The sequence below is a fragment of the Bradyrhizobium sp. genome (assembly GCF_049586575.1).
Lineage (GTDB): Bacteria > Pseudomonadota > Alphaproteobacteria > Rhizobiales > Xanthobacteraceae > Bradyrhizobium.
In genome coordinates this window covers 1-3,230 of record NZ_JBAVCF010000540.1, presented here as the reverse complement: position 1 = coordinate 3,230, position 3,230 = coordinate 1, and the positions used below count along the sequence as shown (strand labels likewise).

The window sequence follows — 3,230 nt, the reverse complement described above, 5'->3', positions numbered from 1 at the left end:
CACCGTGGACGGCGCGGCGCTCGGGGTTTCCGTCTGCAATTTCAATGAAGGCGGCCGGCTCGCGGTCGTGGAGGGCAACATCATCCGCAATCTGCTGGCGAAGCGGCCGATTGGAACGGCGCCTGACGATGACGGCGGTATCGGCATCTACGTCGAAGCCGACACCAGCGTTTCGGGCAACGTGATCGAGAATGCGCCGTCGTTCGGAATTGTCGCGGGCTGGGGCAAATATCTGCGCGACGTCGCGATATCAGGCAATGTGATCCGCAACGCCTTCGTCGGCATCGGGGTTTCGGTGACGCCGGGCGCGGGCACGGCGCTCGTCAGCAACAACGTGATCTCCGAGGCCCCACGGGGCGCAGTCGTTGGCCTCGATCACGCGCGACCGATCACGCCGGATCTTTCCGCCGAAGGCGCGCCCCGCTTTGCGCAAGTCGTCGTGGGAACGAACGCAGTGCGGAAGCTGCCTTAGAACCGCTGCCAGGTGGCTTACAGCGTATTCCGAAGAAGCGGATAGCGCGCCGCGACGGTTGCCAAATCCAGCACCGCCGCCCAGCTATCCGCCTCGGACGCTGCCGGAGAAGTGGTTTTGCTCACCCCGTTGCGATCATCCTCGGCAGAAGCCGAAGTCCGGCGCGGCTGGTCGGCGGCAATTCCGGGAGTCTGCGGTAGGCGAGGAAGGTGGCGCGGTAACTCGATCTGCGGCAATGCCGTTCGGCTGCGGCCGAGCCAGGACAGGTCGATGGCGCGGTTGTCGCGCGAGGCCTCGCGTGACAGCAGGTCGCGCCAGGTTTCCACTGCGGTCTTGGCCTCCCGGATGTTTGCGAGAAATGCCTCCTCGCTGTGGAAGCGACGCCAGCGTCCGCTGTTGAACAATTCAGTGAGATATTCGAGTCGCTTTTCAGCGAGGTTGCACCAGCGCGCGACAATTTCGCGGCCTTTGGCGACGTCTGTTTGAGATGCCATAAATCTGCCCGCAAGGAGGAAGACGCGGACGCAACGGTACGAATCACTCAAACATGACCGATATATTTTGTGGAAAACTCCGACAAAGTCTAGTGGAGTGATTTGACATTCGCTGCAGCGCAGACGGCCGGCTCTCGTAGAGCGAATGTCAAATCCCAAACTCCACCAGGAACATATACAGCCGGCTGGCACGCTGTAGTCGTACGGGCTCCTGAAAAACGAAAAGACCCGCCCGGGGGGACAACCGGACGGGTCAAGCCATATGGGCGCTTGGGGTGGATGGGCGCTCGCGCCGGATATAGCTGTTGGGGCGGGATGACCGCTCCCCACGCTTTTTGGTCGCGGCAGGCCTGCCGGACGTTCAACGCGCGTTAACGAATTTTTGGCGCTCCCGGTCACGCGTTCGCGAGCGGATTTCAGGGAACGGCCGGCTTGGTTTTGCCTATATCCGGCGCGGGTTCGCTACCGGCCGGCTTCTCAGCCGCCATGGTTGCCGCCGGGAGGTTTTCGGCTGCCAGAGGCTTGATGCTCCGCGTATCCGACACGTCGGTTGTGACCGGCTTTTGGGGCGGCGCCGCCACTGGCATCGCTGCAACAGAGACTGCCGAGACAGCGGCAAAAGCATCCGCCTCCCCTGCCCCGAATTGGTCGTCCGGACCGGGCGCGCCGAGGTCGCGCGCCGTTTTCATCAGGATTGCACGCACCTCGTCCGGCTTCAGCGCCGGATTGCGCTGGAGCATCAGTGCGGCAATGCCGCTGACGAAGGCACAGGAAAACGAGGTGCCTGAGGTGATTTGATACTTGTCGTCGGACGTGGGGAGGAAAAGATCGACGCCCGGCGCTGCTACCGCGATGTAGCGGCCGCGGTTCGAGGCGGCAAACAACTTGTCCCTGGCGTCGGTTGCGCTCACCGCGATGACATTCGCATCGGCCGCCGGATAAAGCGCCGATGATTTGGGGCCAGCATTGCCGGCGGCCGCGACCATCACGATATTCCGCGCCGCAAGCGCCGTGAGACCTCGCCCGATGATCGCATCCTTCGGGCCGGTAAAGCTCATATTGACGATCTGGGCGCCATGGCCGGCTGCAAGATCAAATCCTTTGAGGAGCACGTAAGACGAACTCTCGGCCGCTTTGCCGGACGTGACGAAAGCGCGGATCGCCAGGATATGCGCGGCGGGCGCACTGCCCATCAACCGCACATGCGACACGATCGCGCCGGCAACGCCGGTACCGTGCGGATGCGGCCCCTCCTTGCTGTCAAGCGCATCAAACGGCGTGATCGTGACGCCGGCGAATTCGGAATGTTTGAGATCGACAGCGGAGTCGATCACAGCGATCGTGACATTGGCGCCGTCGGCAAGCGTGTGCGCCTGCGGCAAGTGAAGCTCCGCCTGCGGATATTTCGCGGGGTCCCCTTCAGCCGCGGCTGCGCTTTCGCCCTGGAGGGTGTAGCGGAAGTTCGGCTGGAGCGAGCGAACGCTGCTATCCTGCGCGAACTCCCGGCTCGCGGCTTCCACCGTCTTGCCGCCGGTAATCCGGAACAGGCCGATGGTGGCCCCGATCAGCTCAAAACTGCGGGATTCGATCCGCCGCAATCCATGACGCCGCGCCAGTGCGTCGACTTGTGCTTCGGACAGCGTTCCATCGATCTCGGCCACGATTTCATTGGCGATCGCGCGAGAGGCGAGCGAGGCTCCCAACGACGAATTACCCGTCTTTTTCCCGTTCTTGCGGCTGTTGCTACTGGTGGTCACCTGCGAACAATTACCGCTGTCGCGATCGGCGGCCGTGCACGACGGTTGAATACGGATATTGTTGCCCAATCCCGTAACGCCGCGCCCGACGAGGTTCGGATCGATTCGTGGCATGGCCCGATCAATGCCTGGAACCCGCGACGACATGTTGAGACTGGGCGAGCGCATGATGCTCTGGGCCGAAGCTGGCGAAGCTTCTAACCCCACGACTAGCACCACAACCGCCAGCAAGGACAGCATCGCGGGCCGTACCCTCAGCAGCCGGATCGCATCACCATGCATCATGGAAGTCGAGCCCTACGCCAGCGCTCGTGAAGTGGATTTGACATTCGCTTCTCACCTGGCCGCGGGTCGCAATGCGAACGTTAGCATCGGATCACTAGTGCGGCGAATTTGAAGTTCCTATCAGTGTTGCGGCAATCGCTTTATAGGAACTTCAAATTCAAGGCCGCCCTAGAATCAATAAGTTACTAGAGCTCCTTTGATTCCGAAGCTCGCATCGGAGGT

The 3,230-nt window shown here is 62.0% G+C and carries 3 protein-coding genes; 1 reads left to right on the top strand and 2 read right to left on the bottom strand.

The window, feature by feature from the left end; all coding sequences use genetic code 11:
* Nucleotides 1-472: TIGR03808 family TAT-translocated repetitive protein (locus WB528_RS20310; protein ID WP_423890197.1), on the top strand; the 472-nt coding region annotated here is incomplete at its 5' end.
* 17 nt (nucleotides 473-489) lie between these two features.
* On the opposite strand, the gene WB528_RS20305 is transcribed toward WB528_RS20310, so the two are convergent.
* Both WB528_RS20305 and WB528_RS20300 read right to left on the bottom strand, forming a co-directional pair.
* Nucleotides 490-966 carry a TIGR03809 family protein gene (locus tag WB528_RS20305; protein WP_423890196.1) on the bottom strand — a complete coding sequence of 159 codons (477 nt, stop codon included), beginning with the start codon at nucleotides 964-966 and terminating at the stop codon, nucleotides 490-492.
* Between the two features lie 416 nt (nucleotides 967-1,382).
* Nucleotides 1,383-3,008: a S8 family serine peptidase gene (locus tag WB528_RS20300; RefSeq protein WP_423890195.1), complete on the bottom strand. Its 1,626-nt coding sequence runs from the start codon at nucleotides 3,006-3,008 to the stop codon at nucleotides 1,383-1,385.
* Nucleotides 3,009-3,230: the final 222 nt, after the last annotated feature.

Bases quoted from the DNA above. Each gene is read 5' to 3' on its own strand.
- WB528_RS20305 (WP_423890196.1), bottom strand. From the start codon at position 966: ATGGCATCTCAAACAGACGTCGCCAAAGGCCGCGAAATTGTCGCGCGC.
- WB528_RS20300 (WP_423890195.1), bottom strand. From the start codon at position 3,008: ATGATGCATGGTGATGCGATCCGGCTGCTGAGGGTACGGCCCGCGATG.